The organism is Agrobacterium tumefaciens (assembly GCF_013318015.2).
In the GTDB taxonomy this organism is placed as follows: Bacteria; Pseudomonadota; Alphaproteobacteria; order Rhizobiales; family Rhizobiaceae; genus Agrobacterium; species Agrobacterium tumefaciens.
Genome location: NZ_CP115841.1, coordinates 1,150,324 through 1,172,952 on the forward strand (window position 1 = coordinate 1,150,324; position 22,629 = coordinate 1,172,952).

21 protein-coding genes and 1 tRNA gene are annotated in these 22,629 nt (G+C 58.8%); 11 read left to right on the forward strand and 11 right to left on the reverse strand.

Features of this window, described 5'->3' with window-relative positions:
* Positions 1-78 precede the first annotated feature (78 nt).
* Positions 79-1,251, reverse strand: a complete 1,173-nt coding sequence (locus G6L97_RS05775; RefSeq protein WP_003515250.1) for a D-alanyl-D-alanine carboxypeptidase family protein — start codon at positions 1,249-1,251, stop codon at positions 79-81.
* Positions 1,252-1,327: 76 nt separating this feature from the next.
* On the reverse strand, positions 1,328-2,416 hold the full coding sequence (locus tag G6L97_RS05780) for a septal ring lytic transglycosylase RlpA family protein (RefSeq protein WP_111783311.1): 1,089 nt from the start codon (positions 2,414-2,416) through the stop codon (positions 1,328-1,330).
* A gap of 319 nt (positions 2,417-2,735) precedes the next feature.
* Between G6L97_RS05780 and G6L97_RS05785 the strand changes: the two genes are divergently transcribed.
* Positions 2,736-3,074 (forward strand): hypothetical protein, encoded by a 339-nt coding sequence (locus tag G6L97_RS05785; protein ID WP_065702513.1) that lies wholly within the window; start codon positions 2,736-2,738, stop codon positions 3,072-3,074.
* Between the two features lie 133 nt (positions 3,075-3,207).
* Here the strand turns inward: G6L97_RS05785 and G6L97_RS05790 are convergent.
* From G6L97_RS05790 to G6L97_RS05800, 3 genes are all read right to left on the reverse strand, one after another.
* Positions 3,208-3,297 (reverse strand) — tRNA-Ser (locus G6L97_RS05790).
* 583 nt (positions 3,298-3,880) lie between these two features.
* Positions 3,881-4,108, reverse strand: coding sequence for a hypothetical protein (locus G6L97_RS05795; RefSeq protein WP_025593443.1), 228 nt, complete (start codon positions 4,106-4,108; stop codon positions 3,881-3,883).
* 14 nt (positions 4,109-4,122) lie between these two features.
* Positions 4,123-4,386, reverse strand: coding sequence for a hypothetical protein (locus G6L97_RS05800; RefSeq protein WP_003515255.1), 264 nt, complete (start codon positions 4,384-4,386; stop codon positions 4,123-4,125).
* A gap of 137 nt (positions 4,387-4,523) precedes the next feature.
* Between G6L97_RS05800 and G6L97_RS05805 the strand changes: the two genes are divergently transcribed.
* The 3 genes from G6L97_RS05805 (at position 4,524) to G6L97_RS05815 (ending at position 7,242) form a co-directional block, all read left to right on the forward strand.
* Positions 4,524-5,234: a hypothetical protein gene (locus tag G6L97_RS05805; RefSeq protein WP_080798533.1), complete on the forward strand. Its 711-nt coding sequence runs from the start codon at positions 4,524-4,526 to the stop codon at positions 5,232-5,234.
* Positions 5,235-5,382: 148 nt separating this feature from the next.
* Positions 5,383-6,897: a D-alanyl-D-alanine carboxypeptidase family protein gene (locus tag G6L97_RS05810; protein WP_174002798.1), complete on the forward strand. Its 1,515-nt coding sequence runs from the start codon at positions 5,383-5,385 to the stop codon at positions 6,895-6,897.
* Between the two features lie 84 nt (positions 6,898-6,981).
* A complete protein-coding gene (locus G6L97_RS05815; protein WP_003515258.1) occupies positions 6,982-7,242 on the forward strand; it encodes a hypothetical protein in 261 nt (86 codons plus the stop codon).
* 94 nt (positions 7,243-7,336) lie between these two features.
* On the opposite strand, the gene gyrA is transcribed toward G6L97_RS05815, so the two are convergent.
* Positions 7,337-10,129 (reverse strand): DNA gyrase subunit A, encoded by a 2,793-nt coding sequence (gyrA, locus tag G6L97_RS05820; RefSeq protein WP_025593447.1) that lies wholly within the window; start codon positions 10,127-10,129, stop codon positions 7,337-7,339.
* Between the two features lie 217 nt (positions 10,130-10,346).
* Between gyrA and G6L97_RS05825 the strand changes: the two genes are divergently transcribed.
* Both G6L97_RS05825 and G6L97_RS05830 read left to right on the forward strand, forming a co-directional pair.
* The gene (locus tag G6L97_RS05825; RefSeq protein ID WP_174002800.1) at positions 10,347-10,976 is read left to right on the forward strand and encodes a MarC family protein; all 630 of its coding nucleotides are present in this window, start codon (positions 10,347-10,349) and stop codon (positions 10,974-10,976) included.
* A gap of 123 nt (positions 10,977-11,099) precedes the next feature.
* Entirely contained in the window at positions 11,100-12,248 is a 1,149-nt protein-coding gene (locus tag G6L97_RS05830) for a CBS domain-containing protein (RefSeq protein ID WP_174002802.1), read from the forward strand.
* A 65-nt stretch (positions 12,249-12,313) separates the two neighbouring features.
* Here the strand turns inward: G6L97_RS05830 and G6L97_RS05835 are convergent, their stop codons facing one another.
* Complete coding sequence (locus G6L97_RS05835) at positions 12,314-12,889, reverse strand: single-stranded DNA-binding protein (RefSeq protein WP_003515262.1); 576 nt, start codon at positions 12,887-12,889, stop codon at positions 12,314-12,316.
* Between the two features lie 265 nt (positions 12,890-13,154).
* Here G6L97_RS05835 and uvrA point away from each other — a divergent pair, with 265 nt between their 5' ends.
* Together uvrA and G6L97_RS05845 are read left to right on the forward strand one after the other, a co-directional pair.
* The gene (gene uvrA / locus G6L97_RS05840) at positions 13,155-16,076 is read left to right on the forward strand and encodes an excinuclease ABC subunit UvrA (RefSeq protein WP_111783058.1); all 2,922 of its coding nucleotides are present in this window, start codon (positions 13,155-13,157) and stop codon (positions 16,074-16,076) included.
* Between the two features lie 56 nt (positions 16,077-16,132).
* Positions 16,133-16,933: a DUF72 domain-containing protein gene (locus G6L97_RS05845; RefSeq protein ID WP_111783057.1), complete on the forward strand. Its 801-nt coding sequence runs from the start codon at positions 16,133-16,135 to the stop codon at positions 16,931-16,933.
* Between the two features lie 5 nt (positions 16,934-16,938).
* On the opposite strand, the gene dusA is transcribed toward G6L97_RS05845, so the two are convergent.
* Positions 16,939-17,949, reverse strand: a complete 1,011-nt coding sequence (gene dusA, locus G6L97_RS05850; protein ID WP_111783056.1) for a tRNA dihydrouridine(20/20a) synthase DusA — start codon at positions 17,947-17,949, stop codon at positions 16,939-16,941.
* A 139-nt stretch (positions 17,950-18,088) separates the two neighbouring features.
* Between dusA and G6L97_RS05855 the strand changes: the two genes are divergently transcribed.
* Together G6L97_RS05855 and G6L97_RS05860 are read left to right on the forward strand one after the other, a co-directional pair.
* On the forward strand, positions 18,089-18,778 hold the full coding sequence (locus G6L97_RS05855) for a fumarylacetoacetate hydrolase family protein (RefSeq protein WP_111783055.1): 690 nt from the start codon (positions 18,089-18,091) through the stop codon (positions 18,776-18,778).
* A gap of 37 nt (positions 18,779-18,815) precedes the next feature.
* Entirely contained in the window at positions 18,816-19,349 is a 534-nt protein-coding gene (locus G6L97_RS05860; protein ID WP_111783054.1) for a gamma carbonic anhydrase family protein, read from the forward strand.
* Positions 19,350-19,388: 39 nt separating this feature from the next.
* Here G6L97_RS05860 and zur read toward each other — a convergent pair whose 3' ends face one another.
* The 3 genes from zur to znuC are packed head-to-tail and all read right to left on the reverse strand — an operon-like array spanning position 19,389 to position 21,518.
* Entirely contained in the window at positions 19,389-19,793 is a 405-nt protein-coding gene (gene zur, locus G6L97_RS05865) for a zinc uptake transcriptional repressor Zur (protein WP_025593459.1), read from the reverse strand.
* On the reverse strand, positions 19,790-20,608 hold the full coding sequence (gene znuB, locus G6L97_RS05870; RefSeq protein ID WP_025593461.1) for a zinc ABC transporter permease subunit ZnuB: 819 nt from the start codon (positions 20,606-20,608) through the stop codon (positions 19,790-19,792). The genes zur and znuB overlap by 4 nt, the downstream gene beginning before the upstream one ends.
* A complete protein-coding gene (gene znuC, locus G6L97_RS05875) occupies positions 20,601-21,518 on the reverse strand; it encodes a zinc ABC transporter ATP-binding protein ZnuC (protein WP_025593463.1) in 918 nt (305 codons plus the stop codon). The genes znuB and znuC overlap by 8 nt, the downstream gene beginning before the upstream one ends.
* 104 nt (positions 21,519-21,622) lie before the next feature.
* Here znuC and znuA point away from each other — a divergent pair, with 104 nt between their 5' ends.
* Positions 21,623-22,609: a zinc ABC transporter substrate-binding protein ZnuA gene (znuA, locus tag G6L97_RS05880; RefSeq protein ID WP_111783052.1), complete on the forward strand. Its 987-nt coding sequence runs from the start codon at positions 21,623-21,625 to the stop codon at positions 22,607-22,609.
* Positions 22,610-22,629 lie beyond the last annotated feature (20 nt).

Below are 22,629 nucleotides of genomic sequence, written 5' to 3' on the forward strand. Positions count from 1 at the left end.
GAAAAGTGTGAAGCGCTTTTCAGAAAATCCGGTGTCTGAACAAAAGCATAGGGAAAGTTGCGGCTTGCGGGATAGGCATCAGAGCCAGAACAGCAGCAATTCCTTGAGCGCCCCGGCTGCATTCTGCGTCAACGTGCCCTTGCCGACTGCCGTTCTCGTATAAAGCGGCACTTCCCGCAACAGTCTTTCGCCCGAAAAAACCTTGAGTGTGCCGACATTCGCACCAGTGTCGAGCGGTGCATTGAGCGGCCAGCGATAGACGATCCGCCCGGAAATACGCTCGGGATTATTGACCGGTACCAGCACGCTGACATCTTCCCGGGGCGACAGGTCTATATGCGAGACATCGCCACCGTAGACGCTGACTGAACCGACGGCTTCGTCCTTTGCAAAAAGATGGCGTTTTTCGAAGGCCGTCAGCCCCCAGTCAACCACCCGGCGTGCTTCGTCCTGCCGCGTCTTGTCGTCAGCGATGCCGCCAAGCGCCAGATAGACCCGGCGCCCTTCCCGCTCTGCCGACACGACCGCTGCGAAACCGCTGCCTTCCGCAAAACCAAGCCCGAGACCGTCTATGCCGTTACCCAGCAGCGAGTTCTTGTTGCGCTGGAAAATCCGGTTCCATTCGAAATCCGGCTTGGTGAAAAGCCCATAGCGATCGGGATAGGTATCGCGCAGATGCTGGGCGAGAAGCACCATATCCTTCGCGGTCGTCTGGTTGCCCGGATCGGGAAGACCCGTCGAATTGGCAAAGACACTGCGGTTCATGCCGAGTTCGCCGGCTCTCACCGTCATGCGCTTGGCGAAAGCGGAGTCGGAGCCTGCCATGCCTTCGGCGACAATGATGCAGCCATCATTGGCGTTCTGCACGATAATTCCCGTCAGAAGATCGTTGACGCTGACGGAAGATTTCAGCGCTGCAAACATGGTCGAGGTCCGCGACGGCGCACCACCCGTGCGCCAGGCATATTCAGAAACGGGATAAGCTGTCTCGGGCGTTACCTGCCCTTTGGCCAGCGCATCCAGCATCACCTCCACAGTCATCAGCTTGGCAAGCGAAGCGGGCGGAAAGGATTGATTTTCATTCTGGGAAAGCAGCACCGTGCCGGTTTCGGCATCGATCATATAGGCCTGTTCGGCCTTGGCGATAAAAGGTGCTGTTTGCGTTTGCGCTTGCGCCGGACCGTTACCGAAAAACGCAAATGCGAGCGCTGCCGCGACCGGGAGAAAAGAACGATGAATGGCCTTGTGCATGAAACCGCCCAGCTTTCCCTGCCGCAACCCGCCGCTCGCGACGAAAACGCAAGTCAGCCATAAACTCTTCAACCCGTCAGCGCGTCTTCGCCTGCTGACGCTTCACATGGGCAAGTATGGAATCCTCGTTGAGCGCTCCGCGATCGACGAGCACGCTGTCGAACGCACGTGAGGTTCTCGAAACCGCAGAGGATTCTTCGGAATAAGCCGCTGCATACTTGGACGACGGCGTTGGCACGCGCAGATAGTTGCCGCCAGGTGCTGCCGGCTCACGCGTGAAATTGCCTTCCGGGCGTTCCGCCAGGAACGGACCGATTTCCGGCAGAATTGCAAATTGCTCGAAGGCCGGTGCGGGGCCGTTGACCAGCGGCATGGCCTGGAGCGCTGCATTCTTTTTGGTGCCAAACAGCGCCGTCTGCGTCGAAGCACCGTAATTAGGGTTGGATGTCGGGGCCGGCACGAAATTCGGCGAAGCCGAAGCCACCATGACACCAGTCGCGATCTGCCCTTCCGGCGCAACACCCGGAGAACGAGAGCCCTTCGGAACATAGGACGCCATCAGATAAGGCATGTCGTGCCCATCAAGCGGTGCGCGGCCTGCATATTGCACCCGCACATTCGCCGTTCCAGTGCCCTTCATGTCGAGAAGATCTGCGGTCTTGCTGGAAACGTCGATCAGGCGACCTTCATGGAAGGGTCCGCGATCGTTGACCCGCACCAGAACAGATGCACCGTTTTCCATATTGGTGATGCGCGCATAGCTCGGCAGGGGAAATGTCGGATGCGCAGCGGAAAGATGTTCCTTGTCATAGACCTCGCCATTTGCCGTCAGGCGGCCGTGGAAGGCGGAACCATACCAGGAGGCAAGACCGGTCTTGTTGTAACCCGGCTCTTCCTTCGGAAAATAACGTCGGCCCTTGACGGTATAGGCATTGCCGAGAAGCTCACGCCCGCCGCCCTTGGGAATGTTCTGGCCGTCGGCCACGCGCGGGCTGGCTTTGACGCCATATTCCGATTCGGAGAAATATTCCTTGCTGCGCTTCTGCTTCGGTTTGGTCTCAGAGGTGGTGGAACACGAGGCTGTCGCGGCGCAAAGCACGGAAATTGCAAGCCACTTCACGCCCGATCTGGCGTTGATGCCGAGTTTCTTGACCGTAGATTTCAAATCGTCTGCCCCACGCTGCTTGCAGGCTCGAAGAACCGCACCCTCATTTGCCTCGATGCATGCCCCTGCCATCGAAGCACCTAACAGTCGCTTAATCTTGTGCATAACGTGGCAAAAATGCGAACGACTTCTGCAAATTCGATAAAATTGTAATGAACGTGGTTAACGATTTATGTCTTTTCCGCAGCGCGGGAAGCCCGACGCGCCTGTAAACGCGCGGTCTCGAGATGTCTCCTGCTCAAGGAACAAACGAAGCCCGACCGCGTTTTCCCCTCGCAAACACACGAGCTTCCGCCGGTTTTCGGCTGAGTGAGGGAACATGATCAAGTCAATGAAAACCGCCGGCCTGGCACTCGGCATCGCGTTGGTGTCCATTGCCGCGCCTATTCACGCAAGTGCGCAGGACATGGAGCTGCGGATCGGCCCAGACGGCGTTCGCCCGGTTATACGTGATCGCGACCGCGACATGGACCGACGAGGACCTCCGCGCATGCGTGGCTGCGGCGAACGCGAAGCCCGCGCCGCCGCCCGCGAGGCAGGCCTGCGCGACCCCGAAATCGTGCGCGTCACACCTGGTCGCGTAGTCGTCCAGGGCTTCACCCGCCGAGGACCGGAGCGCATCACATTCGCGAACGAACGCGGCTGTCCAGAACTCTAATACATTAATCAACGAAACCCGCCGACAGGCGGGTTTCTTCATTTCCGTGATACAAGAAATTTCCAAGCTAAAGTACACCGCGTCGCTAACGCTGCCGGTTCTGTTGATTTCAAACTGTCTGTTTGGAATTTTATGGCAGATGGGGTGGGATTCGAACCCACGGTACGCTCTCACGCACGCCGGTTTTCAAGACCGGTTCCTTAAACCACTCGGACACCCATCCATCGGTGGTGAGGCTTTATAGCGTTTTGAAAAAGGCCGTCAATCCCGATGGCGCACGCGCGCACAGCCTCTTCGCATCCGTCAGCACCTCATTGTCCTTGTGTCGTTGCAGGCGGCAGCAGAGACCCCTCGCCCGAAGGAAGTGCCGGACTTTGCTGAGGCGAGTGGAATAGCGCCAGACTCAGCACGATTGCCACAAGCACCAATAAAAGCGCCACGAAGAAGATTCCGGATTTATCCATGCGTCTGCTCATGTCCCGTTATGTTAGGCGCGAATATGTGCAATTCGAGGCAATCGAAGAATAAAACGATCTCCTGTCAAGTTGCCTGACAGATTTGGATAGTTGATATTCCTAAATTCTTCCTGCTTGAGCAAATTTTATGCGTCGGCGTACTGTTTGGGACGGAAGTGGCCTATCGCGTCAGTAATATTGTCATTTATATAGCCGCATCGCTCCCGGGCATTGCCCAACTTTCCCCGAGCGATCAACCTGCCCCGCCCGTTTGCGGGGCTTTTTTCTTTTATACTACCGAAAAACTGCGACCGGCGGATAAAGACTGGGGTGCGTTACCTGCTTTATGGTTTAGACACCGATGCTCGGTCCGCCATCGCCGTGCCGAAAACCGCCCCGGAAAATATCCTCGAAAAGGTTCAGCAGCGCCGGCGGTAACGTGTCGGAAAACTCCATAATGATCTCGTTGGCGCGATTGTAGGAATAGATGGCGCAAAGCGTCAGCACCAGCAGCACGATCCACGGCCAGATTGGCTTGCGCCTAGGCGGCGCCCCATTGGGTTGTTGCGGTACAGTCATCCCGGACCTTCCGTTCAGGCCTTGACGCGCGGCTCGCCTCCCGGCGCATAGGCGGTTTTTTGCAGGAAACGGAATATGTTGCCGCACTGACCGCAGCGGATCATGAATTCCGTTGGATCGACCGAGGCACGCTCGGTGCGGAATCCACGCGGCATTTCATCAACGCGAAAATCAAGGTTACGGCGGTCTTTCTCATCCGATTCCGACACCTCGGCAAAACCCTGATGACCGCATTTGGAACATTCGAGTTTCCGGGAATATCTGTCGCGCGCTGCCATATGCCGTCCTTTGCTTGCACCCTATCAGGTAGCAGCGGCAAAACAGCATTTCAATGGCGATCGCCGCAGGTTAAAGCTTTGCCCGTCTGTTTTCAGTGTGGAAAACGCGTCCAGTGGCAAGAACAAGTCGGAAGCTCATGCACAACGAAGCCCCCCTGCTTTCATCCTCCCTGATACGGCGCGCAATCATCATTGCCGTCATTATTATATGCTTTGTTGCTGCCCTTAATATCGGCGTTAAATGGTACGGCGAGCGGATCCTTCAGGCGGGCCACACGACAGCAACCGACGCGGTGGAGATCACAATCGGCAATGACCGGCTGAAACTTGCGAAAAACACGCTGCGTGTACCTTCCGACCGCCATGATGGAGAGCGAGAGCGGGCCGATCTTTATCTCACCTGGCCGGATCTCAAGGGATATGAAGACTCCAATCGCGCTGTTTTCGATGATCCGGCGCAGGCAGCAGGGCTTATTTTCATCCAGCTATCGCAAAGCACGATGTCTGAGGACATGTCCGGCCGTTTCGGGCCGATCTATGCCCGGTTGACGGAAGGAGAGCCTGTGCCGCTGAAGCACGGCCTCACACTGCACCGCCTGCGTGCCGACGCAGGTTACGGCAAGGAAGTCATATTGACCGGGCAGCGAGAGGGCGAAAGCGACTATGTCGTGCGCTGCCTTCTGCCGCAAACCCAGCAGGAGTCGACGGGCAGCGACTGCCAGAGGGATATCCACGCCGGCCAGGACCTCAGCCTGTTCTACCGATTCTCCGCAACCTTGCTGCCACAATGGAAAGAACTCGACGCAGGCGTGAAACGCTACATCGAGCAGCGCCTCGTAAAAGACTGAAATCCGTGAAAAGGCGTGAGACAGATTGCGCCCGAAAAGTCGCATTTTATGGAGCGTGGATACCTTTCATAAACCACTTGGTAACGCCATCCCGATAAAGTTTCTTCCCGGAGCACTCGGGCGGGGCGCGTCCGAGCGGAACAGAAATATGCGATTGAAGAGTTCAGCAGTGTTGAAAAGTCTATTTGGGGCAGATTCGCGCAAAGCGGGTGCGACGTCTTTGGTAAGGTTCGTTGCGTTGGCCCTTGCTGCGGCGTTCATAACCGCAACATCCGTTGGCACCGCACAGGCGGACCCGAAATATGCGGGCATCGTCATTGATGCCAAGACCGGCAAGGTTCTCTATGGCGAGGATCCGGATGGCCTGCGCTATCCTGCCTCGCTGACGAAGATGATGACGCTTTATCTTACGTTCGAGGCGCTTAATTCCGGACGCATTTCGCTCGATTCCAAGGTGCCGGTTTCGGCCAATGCCGCCAAGGAGCCTCCTTCCAAGCTCGGCGTGCGCGCCGGTGGCAGCATCACGGTCGAGCAGGCAATTCTTGCGCTCGTCACCCGTTCCGCCAACGACATGGCCACCGCACTCGGTGAATATATCGGCGGCTCCGAAGACCGTTTTGCCAGAATGATGACCGCCAAGGCCCGTGCGCTCGGCATGACGCGCACGACCTATCGTAACGCCAACGGCCTGCCTAACACGGCGCAGATGACGACGGCGCGTGACCAGGCCCGCCTCGGCATCGCCCTTCGCCAGCATTTCCCGCAATATTACGGCTACTTCTCCACGCGCACCTTCAATTTCGGCAAGCAGGTCATCGGCAACCACAATCGTCTCGTGGGAACCGTTCGCGGCGTAGACGGCATCAAGACAGGTTATACCCGTGCCGCCGGAAGCAATCTTGCAACATCGGCACAGCTAGACGGTCGCTCCATCGTCGCCGTCGTTCTTGGCGGCCGCTCGAGCGCTGCCCGTGACGCCACCATGCGCAAGCTTGTTGCGACCTACCTGCCGCAGGCCTCCCGCAGCGGCAACAGCAACCTGATTGCGCAGACGAGATCGGCACCTGTCGAAGAGCCAGTCGCTGTGGCTGTTGCTGCTCCACCTGTGGCAGTCGCGGCTCCGTCCGCAGCTGTCGCTGCGACAGATTCCGGCCTGCCCCATGCCGGCCCCGTACCGCAGACCCGTTACGAGGACGCGCCGGTTACTGCCTTTGCAGGCTCCTCGTCCAATGCGGCCGTAAAGGCCATGGAAGCCGCCACCTGGCAGAAGGGCAAGGATCCTATTTCTCAGGTAGCCGTCGCGCCTGACCGCAAGTTGATTACCAACTCGACCAAGGTGGACAATATCGTCACCGCGTCCACACCGGCATCTGTGCCCTCCACCCCTTCCGTTTCGGCAAAGGCTGAAGCTCCGCAGGGCGGCTGGGTGATCCAGATTGGCGCATCGCCGGATGAAAACTCGGCACGTGGCCTGTTGCAGAATGCGCAGGAAAAAGGCGGCGCCGCCCTTCGGTCCGCAAAACCCTTCACGGTGGCCTTCAGCAGAGAAGGCTCCCAGGTATACCGCGCCCGCTTCGGCGGCTTCGACGGCCAGGCCGCCGCGGTAAATGCATGCAATGCATTGAAAAAGAAAGGCGTCAGCTGCTGGGCGTCACTCCAGTAATCGACGTTCGTGCAGGCGGTGTCTTATTTGTTGAAACATCGCCTGTCTCCTCGAATTGTGTAATGTGTAGCGAGGCTTTCCAAGATGGCAGTTAACGAGAACTATTCGGACATTGCGTCTGGCAACGGGCAAGGCAGTCTGTCGGTTCTGCATCCCATTCACGAGGCGGCAATGCGCATTGCCGATCTCGGTCTTAACCGCTCCAAGGCAAAGACGCGTGATCTCGTCAGCCTGCTTTTGTCGCATGGCGCCCGCGCCTGGCGTGCCAATCAGCCGGAAGCCAATATCCACCTTCATGTCGGCCGCCGCTCCGGGCGTGCACCGGTCCATATCCGGATCCGCTGAACAAACCCAACAAACCTGACGAGACAAAGAAAAACCCCGCGGAGCATGTGCACCGCGGGGTTTTTGTTGATTGACGATGAAGAAACGAGGCGGCTTACGCCTCGCTCTCCGGTGCCTCTGGCGTATCCGGCAGAGTGTCTGCCACATCTTCGCCATTGCCGTTTTCCGCCTCTTCGTCGCCTTCCGGCTCGTTGATACGTTCCACGGAAACCACCTTCTCATCCTTGGCGGTGGAGAAGATCGTCACGCCCTTGGTGGCGCGGCTTGCGATACGGATGCCGTTTACCGGCACACGGATCAGCTGGCCGCCATCGGAAACCAGCATGATCTGGTCGCCTTCGTCCACCGGGAAGGCCGCAACGAGTTCGCCGATTTCCGTCGTCTTAGAGGTATCGGTGGCGCGAATGCCCTTGCCGCCGCGACCCGATGTGCGGAAGTCGTAAGACGAAGAACGCTTGCCGTAGCCTTTTTCAGAGACGGTCAGCACGAATTCTTCGCGTGCCTTCAGTTCCTGATAACGCTCTTCGCTGAGTTCGCCTTCTTCCGCGACTTCCTCACCAACCAGTGCGATATCTTCCTCATCGACCCCGGCGGCACGCCGCTCGGTGGCCGAACGCTTGAGGTAGGCCGCGCGCTCCCACGGTTCAGCTTCCACATGGCCCACAATGGTCATTGAGATGATGCGGTCGCCATCCGCCATGTTGATACCGCGCACGCCAACCGAGTTGCGGCCGGCAAAGACGCGGACATCGTCGACGGGGAAGCGGATGCACTGGCCGAGTGCCGTCGTCAGCAATACGTCATCCTGGTCGGTACAGGTTTCGACGGAGAGGATTTCATCGCCCTCCTCCTCCAGCTTCATGGCGATCTTGCCGTTGCGGTTGACCTGCACGAAATCGCCGAGCTTGTTGCGGCGAACCGTGCCGCGCGTCGTCGAGAACATCACATCGAGCGTTTCCCAGGTCGTTTCGTCCTCGGGCAACGGCATGATGGTGGTGATGCGCTCGCCGGGTTCCAGCGGCAGCATGTTGATGAGGGCCTTGCCCTTCGACTGCGGCGTACCGATCGGAAGGCGCCAGACCTTTTCCTTGTACACGATGCCGCGCGAGGAGAAGAACAGCACCGGCGTATGGGTATTGGCGACAAAGAGACGGTTGACGAAATCTTCGTCGCGCGTCGCCATGCCGGAACGGCCCTTGCCGCCGCGACGCTGTGCCCGGTAGGTGGTCAGCGGCACGCGCTTGATGTAGCCGAGATGCGAAACGGTGACGACCATATCTTCGCGGGAGATGAGGTCTTCATCATCCATGTCAGGACCGCCTTCGACGATCTCGGACCGGCGTGGCGTGCCGAACTCGTCGCGGATGGCAATAAGCTCATCCTTGACGATCTGCATGATGCGCAGCCGTGAAGACAGGATTTCGAGATATTCGCTGATTTCCGCACCGATCTTGTTCAGCTCGTCGCCGATTTCGTCGCGGCCAAGCGCCGTCAGGCGGGCAAGGCGCAATTCGAGAATGGCGCGTGCCTGCTCTTCGGAGAGATTGTAGGTGCCGTCTTCATTGATGCGGTGGCGCGGATCGTCGATGAGACGGATCAGGCTTTCCACATCCTGCGCCGGCCAGCGCCGCGTCATCAGCTCCTCACGGGCCGAAGCCGGATCGGGAGCATGACGAATGACGCGGATGACTTCGTCGATATTGGCAACCGAGATCGCCAGACCGACCAACACATGCGCGCGGTCGCGCGCCTTGCGCAGCAGATACTTCGTGCGGCGGCTGACGACATCCTCACGGAAGGACACGAAGGCGCGCAGCATGTCCAGCAGCGTCATCTGTTCCGGCTTGCCGCCGTTCAGCGCCACCATGTTGCAGCCGAAGGAGGTCTGCAACGGCGTGTAGCGATAGATCTGGTTCAGGATGACTTCGGCATTGGCGTCGCGCTTCAGCTCGACGACGACGCGATAACCCTGGCGGTCGGACTCGTCGCGCAGATCGGAAATACCCTCGATGCGCTTTTCCTTGACCAGTTCGGCCATCTTCTCGATCATCGTCGCCTTGTTCACCTGATAGGGAACCTCGGTGATGATGATCTGCTCGCGGTCGCCGCGCATCGGCTCGATGGTTGCACGGCCACGCATGATGACCGATCCGCGACCCGTCTCATAGGCAGAGCGAATGCCGGAACGGCCCATGATGAGCGCGCCGGTCGGGAAGTCCGGGCCAGGAATGATCTGCATCAGTTCCAGCAGCTCGATCGCCGGATTGTCGATGAGGGCGATACAGCCGTCGATGACTTCGGAAAGATTGTGCGGCGGAATATTCGTCGCCATGCCGACGGCGATGCCGCCCGCCCCGTTGACCAGAAGGTTCGGGAATTTCGCGGGAATGACGACCGGCTCATGCAAGGTGCCGTCATAGTTATCGCGGAAATCCACCGTTTCCTTGTCGAGATCGTCGAGAAGCGAATGCGCTGCCTTTTCGAGACGGCACTCGGTGTAACGTTCGGCCGCCGGCGGATCGCCGTCGATGGAGCCGAAGTTACCCTGTCCGTCGATCAGCGGCAGGCGCAGAGACCAGTCCTGCGCCATGCGCGCCAGCGCATCGTAAATCGCCGCATTGCCGTGCGGATGGAATTTACCCATCACGTCACCGGTGACGCGGGCGCATTTGACGTATTTCTTGTTCCAGTCGATGCCGAGTTCGGACATGCCGTAAAGAATACGGCGATGAACCGGCTTCAGACCGTCACGGACATCGGGAAGCGCGCGGGAAACGATAACGCTCATGGCGTAATCGAGATAGGAGCGCTGCATTTCCTCAATGATGGAAATCGGTTCAATGCCTGGCGGAAGTTTTCCGCCGCCGGGGGGGCTCTGGTCAGTCAAAACGGATCACATTCTCTGTTAAGAATCGGATGGATTTTTATAGCGGAAACAGCCACGTTAAGCCAATTTCCCGGCGAGTTTTGAACAGTCTTTTGCGTCATTTGCAAGACATACCCCGCTTTTCGCCATTTAGGTTGGCAAAAGCGACGCCGCTCCCTTTCAAAGCGAGTACGACTTGCGTAGGCTCCGGCCTAAAAACAGAACAGGCGGGGAAAGAATGGTCAGCAGCGAAACGCTCATCAACGCGCTTACAACACTTCTGGTCACGCTCGATCCGCCCGGTCTCGCGCCCGTATTTCTCGCACTCACGGTTGGAATGACGCGCGACCAGCGCGCCCAGGTGGCTCTGCGCGGTTCAATCATCGCCTTCGGCATTCTCGCCATCTTCGCCCTTTTCGGTCTCACCATCCTCAACCTTCTCGGCATTTCGCTGGGTGCCTTCCGCATCGCCGGTGGCCTGCTGCTGTTCTGGATTTCCTTCGAGATGATTTTCGAGAAACGCCAGGAGCGCAAGGAAAAGGCCTCGGAGATCGCCATCACCAAGGACCATCTGCACAATCTGGCGGTCTTTCCGCTCGCCTTGCCGTTGATCGCCGGGCCTGGCGCCATTTCCGCGACCGTGCTCCTGGCGGGAACGATGAAGACGACGCTCGAAATGGTCGTGCTTATTCTCATCCTCGCCTTCGCCATGGCCCTCGTCTACGCCACCCTGATCGTCTCGGAACGCATGGACCGTTTTCTCGGCAATACCGGCCGCGCGATTCTGACAAGGCTGCTCGGCGTCCTTCTTGCCGCGCTTTCCGTGCAGTTCGTAGTGGACGGCATAAAATCGGCCTTCGCATTCTGACGACCATCGGTTCACAACAAAATGCCGCAAACGGCCGGATTTGCGAAAAATCCGCCCTTTGAATCCGGCTCCTGCCTCGGTTAAAAGACGCGCGTCTTTTTTCCGCACCAGAAAGCTCTCTCCATGCGATCCACGCTGCGCCGCCTCATCCCGGATGCCGCTCCCGTCAGTAACCGGGAAAGGCTGCGCGCGGCGGCGGGCGCCTTCGTCGGCATTTCGCTGACCGGACTTCTGGGCAGCCTTGCTTTCCGCTTAGACCCTACCCTGCCCGCCATGATCGCGCCGATGGGCGCCTCGGCGGTGCTTTTATTCGCCGTGCCATCCAGCCCCCTTGCGCAGCCCTGGTCGATCCTCTGCGGCAACATCGTGTCGGCTTTCGTGGGCGTGACGGTGGCTCTACTCGTTCCGGATATTTTCCTTGCCAGCGCGCTTGCCATAAGCCTTGCCATTGCTGCCATGATGGCGCTGCGCTGCCTGCACCCGCCAAGCGGCGCGGTGGCGCTGACGGCCGTTCTCGGCGGTCCCGCCGTGCATAGTCTCGGCTATGGCTTTATTCTCTGGCCGGTCGCCGGAAACTCGCTCGTCCTTCTCATCCTCGCGCTCGTTTATAACAATGCCACCGGCCGCGCCTATCCGCACGGCCTGAGGTTGGGAAAGGCCAGCCACGGCACGGCAGACCCGACGCCGATACAGAAAATCGGCTTTTCCTCAGCCGATCTGAACGAGGTGCTGAAGGAATATGACGAGGTTCTCGATATTGATCGCGATGTGCTGGAGATGATTTTGCGCAAGACGGAATTGCGCTCCTGGCGCCGCCGCGCCCTCCACCTCGATTGCGCCAGCGTCATGTCACGCGATGTGGTCGGCGTCGCCCCGGATGATAGCCTGCGCCACGCCCATTCACTGATGCACAACCACCATTTCAAGGCTCTGCCCGTGACCAACGACAGGGCCGAAATCGTCGGCATCGTCACTCAGACGGATTTTCTTGAAAAGGCTAGCTGGAGACACGGCCGCCCTTCCATCGGTTTCCTGCAGCGCCTGCGCCTTATCCTCTCAGGTGCAAGCGCACCCAACGATACCGTCAAGGATATCATGACATCGCCTGTTAGAACCGTGCAGCCGGAAACGGCGATCGAGGAAGCAATCATCCGCTTTGCGGAGGAAGGGCTGCATTACCTGCCGGTGATCGACGCCAACGGCAAGATGGTGGGTATTCTTTCGCAGTCCGATGTCATGGTTGCGATGCTGGCGGACAAAGCCGCGGTATAGGTCGCCGCGACCTTGAAGCGGGCAACCGGTTCGACCGGCCCCCGCCCCGTCAATCACGGTCCCGATCAGAACGGGATATCGTCGTCCATGTCACTGGAGAAGCCGCCGGAAGGCTGGCTGCCGCCACGCGAGGCACCGCCGCGGGCCGCCGGCTGCTGGTCGTAACCGCCACCGTAGTTACCGCCGCCACTGCCGTAATCTCCACCGCCGATGTCGCCACCGCTGCGGCTGCCGCCGCCACCTTCCCCGCGACCGTCGAGCATCGTCAGCGTGGAGTTGAAGCCCTGCAGTACCACTTCGGTGGAGTAACGGTCGTTACCGGTCTGGTCCTGCCACTTGCGCGTCTGCAGCTGGCCTTCAATATAGAGCTTGGCGCCCTTTTTCACATATTGTTCAACAACCTTGCACAGGCCTTCGTTGAAAACGACGACCGTGTGCCATTCTGTCTTTTCCTTGCGCTCGCCGCTGTTGCGGTCCCGCCACGTCTCTGAGGTGGCGATACGCAGATTGGCGATCGGACGGCCGTCCTGCGTCCGGCGAATTTCGGGATCGGCGCCAACGTTCCCAATCAGAATTACCTTGTTTACGCTACCAGCCATCTCGTCATCCTGTCCGCCAGCCATCGTGACCGGCAATTGCATTTCAAAAAATCCCGCACACAATAACCATCGCCGCCCGCAAAGGGCACCGCAACGGGGAACAATCCACAGCGAATAATCCTGACTTTTTCAGAGAGTATATTCGCACTTGCAATTTGTTCCTTTTTTGTTCTATTAAATCACGAAATTCGAGTCAAGTGAGCCGAAAAGCCATCGATCGATAGGGAATAAACCTCGACACGTCCGGTTGCGTCACTACATAAGGACGCGCCGCCATCAGGCCTGTTAATTTTGTCCGAGCTTTATCATGAGTGAACTGAAGACGATTTCCATCCGTGGTGCCCGTGAGCATAACCTCAAGGGTATCGATCTGGATCTACCGCGCAATAAGCTGATCGTCATGACCGGGCTCTCCGGCTCGGGCAAGTCGTCGCTTGCCTTCGACACAATCTATGCCGAGGGCCAGCGCCGTTATGTCGAGAGCCTCTCGGCCTATGCGCGCCAGTTCCTCGAAATGATGCAGAAGCCGGATGTAGACCGCATCGAGGGTCTTTCTCCAGCGATTTCCATCGAGCAGAAAACCACCTCGAAGAACCCGCGCTCCACGGTCGGCACGGTCACGGAAATCTACGACTATATGCGCCTGCTGTTTGCGCGTGTCGGCGTGCCTTACTCGCCGGCGACGGGCCTGCCGATCGAGAGCCAGACGGTCAGCCAGATGGTCGACCGTATCCTTGCCTTCGAGGAAGGCACGCGCCTTTATATTCTCGCGCCGATCGTGCGCGGCCGCAAAGGCGAATATAAAAAGGAACTCGCCGAGCTGATGAAGAAGGGCTTCCAGCGCGTCAAGGTGGATGGCCAGTTCTACGAGATCGCTGACGTTCCCGTCCTCGACAAGAAGTACAAACACGATATCGATGTGGTGGTGGACCGCGCCGTCGTGCGCCCGGACATGGCAGCACGCCTTGCCGACAGTCTCGAGACCTGCCTCAAGCTAGCCGACGGGTTGGCAGTGGCCGAATTTGCCGACAAGCCCCTGCCGCCGGAAGAAACCTCGGCTGGCGGCTCCGCAAACAAATCGCTCAATGAGACCCACGAGCGTATGCTGTTTTCGGAAAAATTCGCCTGCCCGGTCTCCGGCTTCACCATCCCGGAAATCGAGCCCCGGCTTTTTTCCTTCAACAATCCCTTCGGCGCCTGCCCCACCTGTGACGGTCTCGGCTCGCAGCAGAAGGTGGACGAAAACCTGATCGTGCCCGAACCTGCACGCACCCTGCGGGATGGCGCGATCGCCCCCTGGGCCAAGTCGTCTTCCCCCTATTACAACCAGACGCTGGAGGCGCTGGGCAAGGCCTTCGGTTTCAAGCTGTCAAGCAAATGGACGGACCTTTCGAAAGAGGCGCAGCACGCCATTCTCCAGGGCACTGACGACAAGATCGAGTTCAACTATCAGGACGGCGCGCGCTCCTACAAGACGGTGAAGAATTTCGAAGGCATCGTTCCCAATCTGGAGCGTCGCTGGAAAGAGACCGACAGCGCCTGGGCGCGCGAGGAAATCGAGCGTTATATGTCGGCGGCCCCCTGCCCGGACTGCGCCGGCTATCGCCTGAAGCCGGAAGCGCTCGCCGTCAAGATCAACAGGATGCACATCGGCGAAGTCACCCAGATGTCGATCCGTATGGCACGCGACTGGTTCGAGACGCTGCCGGAAAATCTGAACGCCAAACAGAACGAGATCGCGGTTCGCATTCTCAAGGAAATCCGCGAACGTCTGCGATTCCTCAACGATGTCGGGCTGGATTATCTCAGCCTGTCACGCAATTCCGGCACGCTTTCCGGCGGAGAAAGCCAGCGCATCCGGCTTGCTTCGCAGATCGGCTCCGGCCTCACCGGCGTTCTCTATGTTCTGGATGAGCCGTCCATCGGCCTGCATCAGCGTGACAATGCCCGCCTGCTCGATACGCTGAAACATCTGCGTGATATCGGCAATACCGTGATTGTGGTCGAACACGACGAGGATGCCATTCTGACGGCGGATTACGTTGTCGATATCGGCCCCGCCGCCGGCATTCACGGCGGTCAGGTGATCGCCGAAGGCACGCCACAGGAGGTCATGGCCAATCCGAAATCGCTGACCGGCAAATATCTATCCGGCGAACTTGGCGTCGCCGTGCCGGCAGAACGCCGCAAGCCGAAAAAGGGCCGCGAAATCAAGGTTTTTGGCGCACGCGGCAACAACCTGAAGAATGTTACTGCGGCCGTTCCCCTTGGCGTTTTCACCGCTGTTACCGGCGTGTCGGGTGGTGGCAAATCCACCTTCCTGATCGAGACGCTCTATAAGTCGGCAGCACGCCGCGTGATGGGCGCGCGCGAAATTCCGGCCGAGCATGACCGCATCGATGGTTTCGAATTCATCGACAAGGTGATCGATATCGACCAGTCGCCAATCGGCCGCACGCCACGATCAAACCCCGCCACCTACACCGGCGCATTTACGCCGATCCGTGACTGGTTCGCCGGTCTGCCGGAGGCGAAGGCGCGCGGTTATGCACCTGGCCGTTTCTCCTTCAACGTCAAGGGCGGACGCTGCGAAGCCTGCCAGGGCGACGGCGTCATCAAGATCGAGATGCACTTCCTGCCGGATGTCTATGTCACCTGCGACGTCTGCCACGGCAAGCGTTATAATCGCGAGACGCTGGACGTGACCTTCAAGGGCAAGTCCATTGCAGACGTGCTTGATATGACGGTGGAAGAAGGCGTTGAATTCTTCGCCGCCGTTCCGGCCGTGCGTGACAAGCTGCAAGCGCTGTTCGATGTCGGCCTTGGTTACATCAAGGTCGGCCAGCAGGCCAATACGCTCTCCGGCGGCGAGGCGCAGCGCGTCAAGCTCGCCAAGGAACTGTCGAAACGCTCCACCGGCCGCACGCTCTACATTCTCGATGAGCCGACGACGGGTCTCCATTTCCACGACGTCAACAAGCTTCTGGAAATGCTGCAGGCGCTCGTGGATCAGGGCAATTCCGTCGTGGTAATCGAGCACAATCTCGAAGTCATCAAGACGGCCGACTGGATCATCGATATTGGCCCAGAAGGCGGCACGGGCGGCGGCGAAGTGGTGGCAACCGGAACGCCGGAAGACATCGTCAAGAACGAGCGCTCCTATACCGGCCATTTCCTGAAGGAACTTCTGGAACGGCGGCCAGCCGGAAAACGCGAGGCTGCGGAGTAATCCGCACCTTTCGCAGCAAGGGTACGTAAGGCCGATAGCCCGAGGAGGAACAGTATATGTCGACATCAGGCACGATCCGCACCGGTATCGGCGGCTGGACTTTCGAGCCGTGGGAAGGCACGTTTTATCCGGAAAAACTGCCGAAGAAACGCCAGCTGGAACATGCCAGCCGGCAATTGACGGCGATCGAGGTGAACGGCACCTATTATAGCAGCCAGAAACCCGAGACCTTCGCCAAATGGGCGGCGGACGTGCCTGAGGATTTCGTTTTCTCCCTGAAGGCAAGCCGCTTCGTCACCAACCGCAAGGTCCTGGCCGAGGCGGGTGAATCCATGACGAAGTTCCTGACACAGGGGCTGACGGAGCTCGGCCACCATCTCGGCCCGATTCTCTGGCAATTCGCGCCGACTAAAAAATTCGACGCCGAGGATTTCGGGGCGTTTCTGGCATTGCTGCCCGAAAAACAGGACGGCATCAGCCTTCGCCACGTGGTCGAAGTGCGAAACCCGACATTTCAGGTGCCGGAATTCATCGATCTTCTCGCCAAACACAAGGTCGCGGTCGTCTGCGCCGACCATCACGATTATCCGATGCTGCCTGACGTAACTGCCGATTTCGTCTATTGCCGCCTGCAAAAGGGCGAAGACGATATCGAGACCTGTTATCCGAAGGCCGAGATTGACCATTGGGTAAAACGGGTCAAGACCTATGCGGCGGGCGGTGTTCCGGATGACCTGCCGCTGATCGCTCCCGATAGAAAAGTCGATAAGACCCCTCGCGATGTCTTCGCTTTCTTCATCACCGGCGGCAAGGTCAATGCACCAAACGGCGCACAGGTATTGCAGAAATTGGTCTGACTGGCTCAGCCAGCCATTTCTTTCGCCGGGTTGAAATCGACTGCCGCGAACGCCGCCTCGATCACCTCGGTTCCAGCGCCCGGCCGTGTGGCGTCGCTGGAAAGGATTTGCCGGAAACGGCGCGCGCCGGGCATGCCCTGAAACAGGCCGACCATGTGACGGGTAACGTGGTTAAGGCGCCCGCCAGCGGCAATGTAGTCGGCGGCGTAGGCCATCATCGCATCACGCAGCCCCATCCAGTCAGCTTGCTGGGCCTCTTCGCCATAAATGCGATGGTCGACATCGGCAAGGATGGACGTATTGTGATAGGCCGCACGGCCAAGCATCACGCCGTCCATATGGTGCAGATGGAGGCTTGCCTGATCGAGATCGGAGATACCGCCGTTGATGCCGATGAAGATGTCAGGATTTTCCCGCTTCATGCGATAGACGAGATCATAATCGAGCGGCGGCACCTCACGGTTTTCCTTCGGCGAAAGCCCTTGCAACCAAGCCTTGCGCGCATGGATCCAGACCGCATCCGCGCCCGCCGCCACAACCCGCGAAAGAAAATCCGGCAGCACGGCTTCCGGCTCCTGATCGTCCACGCCGATGCGGCATTTGACCGTGACTGGCACCTTCGCAACGGCCTTCATCGCCGTCACGCATTGCGCGACAATCTCGGGCTCGCGCATCAGACATGCGCCGAAAGTGCCGGATTGCACCCGGTCCGAAGGACAGCCGACATTAAGGTTGATCTCGTCATAGCCATAATCGCCGGCGATCCGCACCGCCTCCGAAAGCTTGACCGGATCCGACCCACCGAGTTGCAATGCGACCGGATGTTCCTGAGTGTGATAGTTGAGCAACCTGTCGCGCTGGCCATGGATGATGGCGTCGGCAACGATCATTTCCGTATAAAGCAGCGCACGCTTCGACAATTGCCGGTGCAGAAATCTGCACCTCGTGTCCGTCCAATCGATCATCGGGGCCACGGCAAAGATTTTTTCGCCGTTTGCAAGCGCTTGTCTGTACATGAATTAACCTCTTTGCGGCGGCTTCTACAGCAAAGGACCGCAAAAAGCCAGTTTTGCAGCTGCGGTCATTTTGAACTGGAAATCACCCAGGAATCGCGGGACAAGACTTGCAGTTCTAAAAAAGACGACAGGAAATCCCATGGCCGCCACCGTCATTCCAGTTCCAGAACCCGTTCTTCTGCCTGTAGAGGGCACAAACGAGATGTTCCCCGTGCGGCGGGTCTATTGTGTCGGCCGCAATTATGCCGATCACGCCATCGAGATGGGCCACGATCCTTCAAGGGAACCGCCGTTTTATTTCCAGAAAAATCCGGACAACCTTCTGCCTGCGGGTCGGGATTTCCCCTACCCTTCGCTTTCGTCGAACGTGCATTACGAAGTCGAATGCGTCGTGGTGTTGAAAAGCGGCGGTGCGGATATTCTGGCAAGCGATGCGCTGGGCCACGTCTGGGGTTACGCGGTTGGCATCGATATGACACGCCGCGACCTTCAGGATGGTTTGAAGAAGATGGGACGCTCGTGGGAGGGCGCAAAAGCGTTCGAATATTCCGCGCCGGTCTCCGCCATCGTTCCCGCAGACAAGATCGGCCATCCGTCGACCGGTGCGATCTGGCTCGATGTCAATGGTGAGCGCAAGCAGACAGGCGATCTGGCGCAGATGATCTGGAAAGTGCCGGAAGTGATTGCCGAGCTTTCCAAGCTGTTCACGCTTGCCGCTGGGGATGTCATCATGACCGGCACGCCCGCAGGCGTCGGCCCCATTGTGCGCGGCGATCGGATCGAGTGTGGTGTAGACGGTGTCGGCACCCTGTCCGTTACGGTCGCCTGATCGCTTTCGGCGCATAATCCAAAGGGAGAGAACCGCCATGCCGCTTTATCGCCTCGCAGATCGGGTGCCTCAGACCCCCGCCACGGATCGCTACTGGGTCGCACCCGATGCGAATGTCATTGGCTCGGTGATACTTGCCGAGGATGTCGGCATCTGGTTCGGCGCGACGCTGCGCGGCGATAATGATCCAATCAGCATCGGTCGCGGCACCAATATTCAGGACGGCGTGATGGTGCACAGCGATCTCGGTTTTGCCGCCACGATCGGCGAAATGTGCACCATCGGCCACCACGCCATCATCCACGGCTGCACCATCGGCGACAATTCGCTCGTCGGCATGGGCGCAACGATCTTGAACGGCGCAAAGATCGGCCGCAACTGCCTGGTCGGCGCCAATGCGCTGGTGACGGAGGGCAAGGAGTTTCCCGACAATTCCCTGATCGTCGGATCGCCGGCGCGTGCCGTACGAACGCTGGATGACGACGCCGTCGCCAGCATCCGCCGCTCGGCGGAAAATTACATCGAAAACTGGAAACGTTTTTCGAAGGATCTGGAAGTCATCGAAAAATGACGGATGGCGGGCAAGAACGCCCGCTGTCGCCAAACGGTGTTACCCCGCGCAGGCGGCACACAGACCACGAATTTCGATAGTGGTCTTTTCCGCCTTGAACTTGCTGTCCTTGACCCAGCGCTCGAGGCGATGGTCGATCTCGTGATCGTGGAACTCGTTCACCTGGCCGCAGGATTCGCAAATGGCAAAGGCGACGGTGCCATGATGATGCGAGCAGCATTCTGCCTGCGTGTGGGTGCAGGCAACAAAGGCGTTGAGACTTTCAAGCCGGTGCACGAGACCATATTCCACCAGCTTTTCCAACGCCCGGTAGACCTGCAGCGGCGCGCGAAAACCATCATCGCGCAGCTTGTCGAGGATCACATAGGCGCTGAGAGGCGCATGCGCATTCGACAAGGCATTCATGACCAGCGACTGGTTTTTGGTAAGGTTCTGCGCATTCATGACTTGCCTCCTTCATCTGCGGAGCGGGAAAAACCCGGTGCCGGCAACAGGCTTATAACGAACAGGATCACGGCGGCAACCACGATGGACGGTCCTGATGGCGTGTCGTAACTCAGCGATCCGAACAGGCCGCCAACGACGGCAACCGCTCCAATCACAGACGCGACCACAGCCATCACCTCAGGCGTGGAAGAAAAACGTCTGGCTGTCGCCGCCGGTATGATGAGCAGCGATGTGATCAACATGATGCCGACCACCTTCATGGCGATGGCGATCACCAGCGCCATCAACAGCGTGAAGATGAGCTTGGCGCGTTCCGGGTTCAACCCCTCGGCCTCGGCCAACTCGGTATTGACTGTGGAGGCCAGCAGAGATCGCCACAGGAACACCATGGAAACCAGCACCACCAGCCCGCCGCCCCAGATCAGCGCGATATCGCTGCGGGTAACGGCCAGAATATCCCCGAACAGGAAGGAGACGAGATCGATGCGCACCCAGCTCATGAAGGCAACGATGACGAGGCCGATCGCCAGCGCCGAATGAGAGAGTATGCCGAGGAGCGCATCGGCGGAAAGCGCCTGCCGCCGTTGCAGAAAAATCAGCAGGATCGAAACCGCCGAGGCTACAAGAAAGACGCTGACGATGAGGTTGATCTGCAACAGCAGCGACAGCGCAACGCCAAGCAGTGCCGAATGGGCCATCGTATCGCCGAAATAGGCCATGCGCCGCCACACAACGAAGCAGCCAAGGGGACCGGCGGTGAGCGCAACACCGATGCCGGCGATCATGGCGCGAACGAAGAAATCGTCAAACATGCCGCTCTCCCTGCTGGTGGCTTGAAGTGGCATGTCCGTCATGCTCGTGGCCGCAGCCGCAGTCCCCGTGGTCATGATTATGGTCGTGATGCTGCTCATGCGCATGATGATGGCCATCATCGGGGTGGCAATGTTCGGTCACCGAACCATCCGCGTGCTGCACCCGGCCATCGGGCAGATGGGTGTGGTCGTGATGGTGGCTGTAAACAGCAAGCGCCTTGGCGGCCGACCCACCAAAAAGCCGCATATACTCCGGGCTCTGGCTCACCGCCTGCGGCGTTCCCCGGCAGCAGACATGGCCGTTCAGGCATATTACGGTATCGGTTTCCGCCATTACCACATGCAAGTCATGCGAGATTAACAGAATTCCGCAATTGTTTGAATTCCTGATATTTTTTATCAAATCATAAAGCGCGATCTCCCCGGAGAAATCAACGCCCTGCACGGGCTCGTCGAGAACCAGCAGATCGGGCTTGCGCGCAATGGCGCGGGCAAGAAGCGCCCGCTGGAACTCTCCGCCAGAAAGATGCTGCACCTCCGCGTTTGCCAGATGCGCGATACCCGTGGCGTTCAGCGCCGCGTCGATTTCGCGCGCGGGAAGCGGCCCGGTCAGCGTCATCAACCGGCGCACAGAAAGCGGCATGGTCCAGTCGACCGAAAGCTTCTGCGGCACATACCCGACCCTCAGACCGGCAATGCGCGATACCGCGCCTTCGCTCGGCTTCAAGACACCGATCGCCATTTTCGCGCTGGTTGATTTGCCCGAACCGTTCGGCCCGATCAACGTGACGATCTCACCCTTGCTGACGGAAAACTCCACGCCGCGCACGAGCCAGCGACCGTTGCGCTGCACGCCGGCATTGGAAAGTGACACCAGTATCTCTTTGCCCGCATGGGCGGAATGAAGCATGGGATTGTCCGATCGGCGATGTTGCTTACCGCTATCGCATACGTTATAGAGTTACGCAATAAATGTAATAACATAACTATACTTCTTCAAGTGGAGTGCATTTCATGAGATCGTTCGTGATCCCGCTCATGGCATCGGTAGCAATAGCGGCGGCCGCCTCCGGCGCCACCGCCGCCCCAAATGTCGTGGTCTCGATCAAGCCTGTCCATTCCCTCGTCGCGGCAATCATGCGTGGCGTGGGCGAACCGCAACTCATTGTCGACGGCGCCGCCTCACCGCATACCTATAATCTGCGGCCTTCCAATGCCCGCACGCTGGAAAAGGCCGATCTGGTCTTCTGGGTCGGGCCTGGACTGGAGGCATTTCTGCAGAAGCCGCTGGAGGCGTTGACCAGCAAGGCAACAGTGGTCGAACTGGAAGACGCCAAGGGGCTGGAAAAGCTTCCCTTCCGCGAAGGCGGCCCTTTCGAGGCGCATGACGATGGCGAAGAGGCCCATGGAGAACATGCCGGCCATTCGGACAGCGAAGACGCTCATGATCATGATCATGCGCACGATGACGGCGACCATGAACACGGCGCGTACGACACTCATCTGTGGCTCGATCCGGCCAACGCCAAGGCCATGGCCCAGACGATAGAAACCGCGCTGATTGCCGCCGATGCCGGCAATGCGGAAACCTATCAGGCCAATACGAAGAAACTGATCGACGATCTCGATGCGCTCGACAGCGAAATTGCCGAAACGGTCAAGCCTGTGAGGGACAAGCCCTTCATCGTCTTCCACGATGCCTATCAATATTTCGAGCATCGCTACGGCGTAAAAACGGCGGGATCGATCACCGTCAGCCCCGAAACCCTGCCCGGTGCCGATCGCGTCAGGGAGATGCAGGAAAAGGTTCGCCAACTTGGCGCGACCTGCGTTTTTGCCGAACCGCAATTCGAGCCGAAACTGATCTCCGTCATAACCGAAGGCACGGCGGCAAAGTCTGCGACGCTCGATCCCGAAGCGGCCACGCTTGAACCGGGTCCTGATCTCTACTTCAAGATGATGCGCGGCATCGCCGACTCGCTGAAGGATTGCCTGTCCTGATCCGCACAGGCGTTCCTTCT

Bases quoted from the DNA above. Each gene is read 5' to 3' on its own strand.
- znuA (WP_111783052.1), top strand. From the start codon at position 21,623: ATGAGATCGTTCGTGATCCCGCTCATGGCATCGGTAGCAATAGCGGCG.
- G6L97_RS05785 (WP_065702513.1), top strand. From the start codon at position 2,736: ATGATCAAGTCAATGAAAACCGCCGGCCTGGCACTCGGCATCGCGTTG.
- G6L97_RS05795 (WP_025593443.1), bottom strand. From the start codon at position 4,108: ATGACTGTACCGCAACAACCCAATGGGGCGCCGCCTAGGCGCAAGCCA.
- G6L97_RS05815 (WP_003515258.1), top strand. From the start codon at position 6,982: ATGGCAGTTAACGAGAACTATTCGGACATTGCGTCTGGCAACGGGCAA.
- uvrA (WP_111783058.1), top strand. From the start codon at position 13,155: ATGAGTGAACTGAAGACGATTTCCATCCGTGGTGCCCGTGAGCATAAC.
- G6L97_RS05800 (WP_003515255.1), bottom strand. From the start codon at position 4,386: ATGGCAGCGCGCGACAGATATTCCCGGAAACTCGAATGTTCCAAATGC.
- znuB (WP_025593461.1), bottom strand. From the start codon at position 20,608: ATGTTTGACGATTTCTTCGTTCGCGCCATGATCGCCGGCATCGGTGTT.
- G6L97_RS05775 (WP_003515250.1), bottom strand. From the start codon at position 1,251: ATGCACAAGGCCATTCATCGTTCTTTTCTCCCGGTCGCGGCAGCGCTC.
- G6L97_RS05805 (WP_080798533.1), top strand. From the start codon at position 4,524: ATGCACAACGAAGCCCCCCTGCTTTCATCCTCCCTGATACGGCGCGCA.
- G6L97_RS05860 (WP_111783054.1), top strand. From the start codon at position 18,816: ATGCCGCTTTATCGCCTCGCAGATCGGGTGCCTCAGACCCCCGCCACG.
- G6L97_RS05825 (WP_174002800.1), top strand. From the start codon at position 10,347: ATGGTCAGCAGCGAAACGCTCATCAACGCGCTTACAACACTTCTGGTC.
- G6L97_RS05835 (WP_003515262.1), bottom strand. From the start codon at position 12,889: ATGCAATTGCCGGTCACGATGGCTGGCGGACAGGATGACGAGATGGCT.
- G6L97_RS05855 (WP_111783055.1), top strand. From the start codon at position 18,089: ATGGCCGCCACCGTCATTCCAGTTCCAGAACCCGTTCTTCTGCCTGTA.
- znuC (WP_025593463.1), bottom strand. From the start codon at position 21,518: ATGCTTCATTCCGCCCATGCGGGCAAAGAGATACTGGTGTCACTTTCC.
- zur (WP_025593459.1), bottom strand. From the start codon at position 19,793: ATGAATGCGCAGAACCTTACCAAAAACCAGTCGCTGGTCATGAATGCC.
- G6L97_RS05810 (WP_174002798.1), top strand. From the start codon at position 5,383: ATGCGATTGAAGAGTTCAGCAGTGTTGAAAAGTCTATTTGGGGCAGAT.
- dusA (WP_111783056.1), bottom strand. From the start codon at position 17,949: ATGTACAGACAAGCGCTTGCAAACGGCGAAAAAATCTTTGCCGTGGCC.
- G6L97_RS05845 (WP_111783057.1), top strand. From the start codon at position 16,133: ATGTCGACATCAGGCACGATCCGCACCGGTATCGGCGGCTGGACTTTC.
- G6L97_RS05830 (WP_174002802.1), top strand. From the start codon at position 11,100: ATGCGATCCACGCTGCGCCGCCTCATCCCGGATGCCGCTCCCGTCAGT.